A 6832-nucleotide genomic window follows, 5' to 3' on the forward strand; every position below is an offset into this window, starting at 1 on the left:
ATCATTGCTTCCAGAACTTCCACCAGCTCTTTTTGCTTGCTGGGTCAGCGGATTGACTGTCTGCGACTTTTTGCTGTGCAGCAGCCTCGACTTCCTGTGCGCCGGGTACACGTGCGAGGAAGTGATCGATCATGGGCTTGTAGTTGTCGGGCAAATGCTCTTGCATGTTTCGCAAAATCGCGATTGCTTTTTCTTTTTGATCGGTTGCGAGCAGTGCGTTGGCATAGTTAAAGCCGGCATAAGGAAGTGGGAATTCAGGGGTCCAGAACTTTTCACAAATCTGAATGAGCTGGTATACATAGCCTGCTTGTCCCAATTCACCAGTTACCGTCATGACGACCTCGAAGCGGTCTTTTGCTCCTTCGATCGCAAGCGTATACCAATGCATGGCTTTGAGCAGATTTTCCTCGGTCAAGGCGAGGCGTGCCAGATGCAGTTGTGGGCGCCATGCCCCTTCTTTGCCTGAAAGCGCCTCCAGCTGTCCACGCAGCTCTTCCTTTTTCCCACTATGCAGAAAGCTTTCTACATACATGTTGAGTCCATTTTCTTGGTTCGGGTCTTTATGTAATCCCGTATTCAGCGTCTCAAACGCTTTTGCCTCGTCCCCCTCGTACGCATAAATCTTGGCGAGATTTGTGCAGGCAGTACCTGACGACGGGAATCGTTCCAGGCAATCCGTCAAGATCGATTTGGCACGGTCGAATTCTTTTGCTTGCATATGTACGACTGCACGGAAAATCAGGGCAGACTCAATCGGACCATATAATTCGAGAAGCCTGTCCGCCGCAACGGCAGCCTGCTCATGAAATTGATCCTTCACCAACTCCATCGCGAAATCGCGAAGCTTTTCCTTCTCATCCCAGTACATATCCAGGTTATGTGGGATCACCTTCTTCTGATAATCCTCTCGGGACATTTCGATGGAATGACCAAATTCATTGGTAAACGTCACAAAATCAGACATGAAACAGCCTCACTTTCATTTCCTTCGCAATAGTTTCAAGGTACCGGATAAGTTCGTGCCTCAAATCCAGGCTTTCATGTTTACTTTACGAATAAAATCCTCCATTGATTCCTTCGCGGGTTCGTCATTCGTCTCCTCGACATCCTGCATACCCATCAGTTGTCGGAACAGAGCCTCGTTGCGCGTGGCCAAAGCATAGTCGAGCAAAGCTTCGTGTGATACACGCGCTGCTTCCTCCTCCAGCAGACGTTCCTCTAGATCAATATCATCTTCTACAATAGGAAACTGCTTATCTATTTTGGGGATGCGGATTACCCACGCAAACGCGCTGTCCGGATTACGGTCACGAGCGATTAAATAACCGTACTCACCGAGTGGCAAACCTTGCTCAAAGGAGTCGGCAACGATGACGACGCGTTGTCCAAGCTTGAACATGAGCGTCAACTCCCTATAAAGATTAATTCTAATCATACTAAATTGTATGTGTTCTTGGGAAGAGTAAACCCCAAGGATAGCCAAAAGCACAAAAAGTTTGTTGCCAGAACCAAAATACGGTACACTTTTACTATCTATTCCTTTTTTCATGAAAACGTTACGGTAAAAGAGGTGTTCGCAGATGGCTGAAATGTCCACGGGGTTTTCCCTGTTCATCGTTTCCTGGACTTTTATACTGGTCGGCCTAATGGGCATTGGTGGGTATTTTATGTTTCGCAAGTTTTTAAAATCCATGCCGAAGAAGGACGGTAAATCCGATCTAGACTGGCAGGATCATTACATCGACCAGACCCGTTCTCTCTGGACAGACGAGGGACTCACTCTTCTGAACGAGCTTGTAGACCCAGTTCCCCAGCTGTTCCGCGACGTGGCCAGACGCTCAATCGCAGCGAGAATCGGTCAAATTGCGCTGGAAGAAAAAGCGACTACGATCACGACAGACCTGATCGTCAAGGGCTATATCGTAGCAACTCCCAAGCGTGATCATAAATGGCTGATCGCCCATTTGAAAACGAAGCAAATCGATTATACGCCATACGAGAAATATTTGAACGCAGAGGGCTAATTGCGAGGGCGACATCTTTCTCGAAACTTCTAGAAGGGATATCCGTAAACAATGGTAGACCTTTTATTGAGGAGCGATGTGGATGTCAGTTATACTTACCATCTTGGGTATCGGTTTGGTCCTGTTCATTATCGCTATTATTATTGTGGTAGCCTTATTGAAAAAAGGTGTCAGCTTCTTATGGAAAAGCGGCAGGCACGGTTATCGAAGGTACAGTAGTAGCGATTACAGACACCATAACCCATTTTGGAAGCAGGGTAATAAAACATACGGTCACCGCCACTATCGTCGCAGACATTCCAGTCGTAGCGGGTTTTTCAGTAGTTAATAGATCTCTTGCAGAAACAAACAAGCTGCCCGTTTTTGGCAGCTCGTTTTTATTTTCTTCTACTTTTCAACGTTGGTTGTTCATGTTCATTTTACAGGGAGTAAGGTGCGATAGTGCTTCTGTACGAACGTTATGTACTTTTTCAAATATTTATTACTGATATAGGCAATCCACCCAATAATGCCGCCAATAATGATGACGTATGCCATGCTCCATTCGATCGGAACGGTGTAATTTGGCCCGAGATCCATCTGAATCCAAGTTACTCCAAAACTGCGAACGATCCCTGCTACAAAAACAAGAATAGCACTAAAACCGAAGCCATAGGCAATTGTTGCTAAAACCGGGACTACGATGACACTGAGTAAGCCTGTTGTACAATAAAATCCAATTATGGTCAGAACATCACGAATGGAACGCGTGTTGCCCCTCTGCATGATGTGCTCACTGCGATACGCTTTTGCAAGCAGCTTGGGATCTCCCAGCTTCTCTAATATATCAGCTTCTTTTTTACCGTTCCTGATTCCATCTATTATATGAGTCTCGATTTCGCGAACGGACTCCAAGCGATCCTCTTCTGGCATGATTTTCAATTGCTCGTACAATGTGTCCAGGTATGCTTTCACCGTTGGACTCATACTTGTCCCTCTCCTCTTTGTATCTGGTTTTGATGATCTTTCCAGTAATATCCTATCACACGGTACTATACATTGCAAGGTACCTTGTCTTCACTATATTTGACTGCTCAGAAATAAAAAAAGCTGCGCATGGCAGCCTTCTCTTACTTTTTCTCCTCACTTTTATCTGATTTTTTCCCTGAGACTCCACCGGATACGAGAAAAGCCATTGCTTCGGCGCTTTCCACGTCTAATGGCTGTACCTGCTCACTTGGAAACAGCAGCAGATTCCCCGCGAAGTTATACGATTGCGGAACGTATACGGCTACATGGTCAGTAAGCCCGTATGCTTCCAGGCTTTCCTTTGTAATAAAGCCGATGACCTTTGCGTTTCCGTCTTTAAACAGCGTTACCAGTACAGGCTTGTCGAAGCTCTTTTTGTCCCCTACGAATGCTCCAATCAAATCCTTGAGGGACGAATAGATCAATTTGATAAAGGGTACTTTTTCAAATACTTTGGACACTAGCGATAAAACCCCACGTGTCAGCACATTCGATGCCAGAAAGCCAATGATTGTGATGCCCAAAATCGTCAGGAGAAACCCTACTCCGGGTATCTGGAGATTCAACCAGCTGTCTACCGTCGTGAAAATGTAATACAGGATGTAAATGGTGACCGCGAGCGGGATCACATAAAGCAAGCCCTCCAGAAAATAACGTACGATGCGCTTCATTATTCTTCTCCTTCCCCCTCTTTACCAAAGCCTATACAAAAACGATGGTCACATTCCTCTACCAGAAATATTGTACCTGATTCCCGGGTCATCTGCTATGATGGAGGAAAAAAGGGAAAGTAGGGAGATACATGCAAGCACTCGTCACCCCACAATGGCTCAAGGATCATCTCGATGATGAAAACGTGGTCATCGCCGATTGCCGTTTTGCACTGAGCGCGGCAGAAGCCGGTGCCGAAGATTATCGGGTTGATCATATTCCTGGTGCCTTATACTTTGATTTGAACCGCGATCTCTCTGGACACAAAAGTGAACATGGCGGACGTCATCCATTGCCTGATCCCGCTAAACTCGCTTCCCTGTTTTCACAGGCAGGAATAGATGAAAATGTTACCGTCATCGCATATGACGATCAGGAAATGGCGATGGCTGGACGTCTGTGGTGGCTTTTGCGCTACCTCGGTCATGACAAGGTAGCCGTGCTGGACGGCGGCTATGCTGCCTGGAAGCAGGCTGGCTTCGCGTCGACAGCAGACGTGCCAACACCAAAGCCTCGTACCTTCACGCCAAACGTGCGGCAGGATATGCTGGTGGATATTCAGGGAGTGCGTGAGCGCAGCGAGCAAACCGTACTCTTGGACTCACGTGCAGCAGAACGCTATCGCGGGGAAGTAGAACCACTGGACCCTAAAGCAGGCCACATTCCTGGTGCTCTTAGCTTCTTTTATAAAGAGAATCTCGCAGCAGACCTGACGATGCTCCCGGTAGAAAAATTGCAAGCGCGCATTGCTGACTTTGCGAAGCAGGACATTATCGTCTACTGCGGCTCTGGCGTGACTGCTTGCACGAACCTGCTTGCCTTTCATGCAGCGGGACGGACAGATGTAAAACTGTACGCGGGTAGCTGGAGCGATTGGAGCTCATATGATTTGCCTGTAGCCAAAGGTCCAACCCCAGCTGAAGTGATCGAAGAGTGATCCGGTTTATACGCCTCCTGCTACATTTTGGTTATCAGGAGGCAATGTCCTGCATCTTTCCAGTCTTTATTTTTGCTTCGCTCGCTTTGTCCAAATTCGTTACCGTCCCTGGTCTAGCTCGCTACGATTTGCTGCTTGTGCTTTGTCTGCTCTTTCAAATTTTTATGGTAAAAAGTGGACTGGAAAGCGTGGATGAGTTGAAGGTCATCTCCGTTTTTCACGTGATTGGTCTGGCACTTGAGCTATTCAAGGTGCATATGGGCTCTTGGGGGTATCCAGAGGCAGCACTCAGCAAGTTTTTTGGAGTACCACTGTACAGTGGATTTATGTACGCAAGTGTTGCGAGTTATCTATGTCAAGCGTGGCGAAGACTAGACGTAAGCATCACAGGCTGGCCAAACCCACTGTTTGCCATTACACTCGGCGCGGCCATTTATCTCAACTTTTTTACCCATCACTTCCTTTGGGATATACGGTGGGTATTGATGGCAGCAATCTTTATCGTGTTTTGGAAAACGCGCGTTTATTTTCGTGTCACACATGAGCGGTTTTTCATGCCGCTTCCTCTCGCCTACTTTTTGATTGGCTTTTTCATCTGGATTGCGGAAAATATCGCTACCTTCCTGGGGGCATGGTATTACCCGAATCAACGGTCGGGCTGGGAGCTCGTGCACCTCAGTAAAATCAGCTCGTGGTTTTTGCTTGTAATCGTCAGCTTCATCATTGTCGCTGAGCTGAAGCATGTGAAAGCCGGAAGAACAGGGGCAATTGACAGTAAGCAAGTCCCGTAAGAAAAAATGTCCGTTCGTTTTCGCATAGCAAAAAGGCAACGAAGGTCTGTTGCCTTTTTTGCATTGTTCAACCAGCCAGTCTGGAACATCTCCACCTGGGAAAGCATGTGCCTCATAGAGAGCCCTCCCTGCCTAGTTCATAACGCTTTTCACCACATCATCGATGATCTGTCCATTTGCAATCGTTCCGGAATAGAGCCAGCTCGAGTCTTTTGAAAACTCGTAGACATGTCCATTTTTCACCGCTGGTATATTAGCGTAGACCGGATCACTTACGAGCTCTTTCAAAGGCATGCCTTTGCTGTTCACGATGAACAAGTAGTCAGTATTTAGGACTGCCAATTTTTCCAATGTAATTTTGCTCCAGTTTGCATCGCTGGCTTGGGTCACTTCCTTCACGATTTCTGGAACCGTAAATCCTAAATCCTTGTAGAGAACATCGCCGCTAGACATGGTCTCTTTTACAACAAAAGTGCTTTTCGGTAGAACCCATAGCGCGGTGGCAGATTTGGTCCCTATCCCTTGCTGCAGCTTTTCCTTGGCTTCCTGTGCTTTCTTTTCATAGGCTGCCAGGACGGCTTTGGCTTCATCCCCTTTATTTAGAACCTCTCCTACCGCTAGCAGTTCTTTTCGCCAATCCGTATTTTTTTCGATTCCAACTGCATAGGTCGGTGCGATTTTGGCATATTGATTGTACTTATCACCGGCAGCAAGCTCGGCGCTTTCCAAAATAATCAGATCAGGGCTATGGCTCATGACGACCTCTAGCGGTAAATCGTAAGGGATCGCTGGAATTCCTGCCAGCTCCTTTTGCAAATAGCCTTGGACAGAGCCTTCTCCTACAGACCATTGGGCAACAGGCTTTACTCCCAATGCTACGAGATGGTCTTCTAAATATGTAGCAATCACCTTCTGGGGATGTACTGGTAGTGTTACTTTATTTCCCATTGCATCTGTTACTACGCGTTCCGTAGCCGCAGCTTGCTCGGGAGCAGCTTTTTCGGGAGTTGTACCTGTATTGCCAGAGCAGGCGCTGACGAGAAGTGCGGTAAATACCAGCAGGGAAGAAGCTATTTGCAGGGTTGACCTTTTTTTCATGCGTAAGTTACCTCCAAAACATAATTGATAATAATTATCATAATCATTTATGTATTATAGGTGAAAAAGAACAGTCGGGCAATGACTATCTTGGCATTTCACACTTCCACAGCAAAAAGACCTTCTGAACACGAATTGATATGCTCCCCTTCGGGTAGACAGTTGAAATAATAAAACTGTCTACCTGCAAGGAGGAGCATTTTTATGTCTCACAGAGCAAAGATTTCCGGTCCGGTAAAAATTACGGCTATTGAACAAATCCT

The 6832-nt window shown here is 46.7% G+C and carries 9 protein-coding genes; 4 read left to right on the forward strand and 5 right to left on the reverse strand.

What is annotated here, in order from left to right; translation table 11 throughout:
* Position 1: 1 nt before the first annotated feature.
* Entirely contained in the window at positions 2-964 is a 963-nt protein-coding gene (locus C3B52_RS07615; protein WP_103105462.1) for a tetratricopeptide repeat protein, read from the reverse strand.
* A gap of 60 nt (positions 965-1024) precedes the next feature.
* Positions 1025-1399 carry an ATPase gene (locus C3B52_RS07620; protein ID WP_103105463.1) on the reverse strand — a complete coding sequence of 125 codons (375 nt, stop codon included), beginning with the start codon at positions 1397-1399 and terminating at the stop codon, positions 1025-1027.
* A gap of 181 nt (positions 1400-1580) precedes the next feature.
* Between C3B52_RS07620 and C3B52_RS07630 the strand changes: the two genes are divergently transcribed.
* A complete protein-coding gene (locus C3B52_RS07630) occupies positions 1581-2024 on the forward strand; it encodes a DUF2621 domain-containing protein (RefSeq protein WP_103105465.1) in 444 nt (147 codons plus the stop codon).
* An 82-nt stretch (positions 2025-2106) separates the two neighbouring features.
* A complete protein-coding gene (locus C3B52_RS07635; protein WP_103105466.1) occupies positions 2107-2352 on the forward strand; it encodes a hypothetical protein in 246 nt (81 codons plus the stop codon).
* 86 nt (positions 2353-2438) lie between these two features.
* Here the strand turns inward: C3B52_RS07635 and C3B52_RS07640 are convergent, their stop codons facing one another.
* Together C3B52_RS07640 and C3B52_RS07645 are read right to left on the reverse strand one after the other, a co-directional pair.
* Positions 2439-2990, reverse strand: a complete 552-nt coding sequence (locus C3B52_RS07640; RefSeq protein ID WP_103105467.1) for an HAAS signaling domain-containing protein — start codon at positions 2988-2990, stop codon at positions 2439-2441.
* A gap of 143 nt (positions 2991-3133) precedes the next feature.
* A complete protein-coding gene (locus tag C3B52_RS07645; RefSeq protein WP_103105468.1) occupies positions 3134-3703 on the reverse strand; it encodes a DUF502 domain-containing protein in 570 nt (189 codons plus the stop codon).
* Positions 3704-3834: 131 nt separating this feature from the next.
* Between C3B52_RS07645 and C3B52_RS07650 the strand changes: the two genes are divergently transcribed.
* Both C3B52_RS07650 and C3B52_RS07655 read left to right on the forward strand, forming a co-directional pair.
* Positions 3835-4680: a sulfurtransferase gene (locus C3B52_RS07650; RefSeq protein ID WP_103105469.1), complete on the forward strand. Its 846-nt coding sequence runs from the start codon at positions 3835-3837 to the stop codon at positions 4678-4680.
* Positions 4677-5471 carry a DUF817 domain-containing protein gene (locus C3B52_RS07655; protein WP_103105470.1) on the forward strand — a complete coding sequence of 265 codons (795 nt, stop codon included), beginning with the start codon at positions 4677-4679 and terminating at the stop codon, positions 5469-5471. Before C3B52_RS07650 ends, C3B52_RS07655 begins: the two co-directional genes overlap by 4 nt.
* A gap of 132 nt (positions 5472-5603) precedes the next feature.
* On the opposite strand, the gene C3B52_RS07660 is transcribed toward C3B52_RS07655, so the two are convergent.
* Positions 5604-6569: an ABC transporter substrate-binding protein gene (locus tag C3B52_RS07660; protein ID WP_103105471.1), complete on the reverse strand. Its 966-nt coding sequence runs from the start codon at positions 6567-6569 to the stop codon at positions 5604-5606.
* Between the last annotated feature and the right edge of the window lie 263 nt (positions 6570-6832).

Origin of the sequence: Brevibacillus reuszeri, assembly GCF_002897295.1 — a bacterium.
GTDB classification, from domain to species: domain Bacteria; phylum Bacillota; class Bacilli; order Brevibacillales; family Brevibacillaceae; genus Brevibacillus; species Brevibacillus reuszeri_A.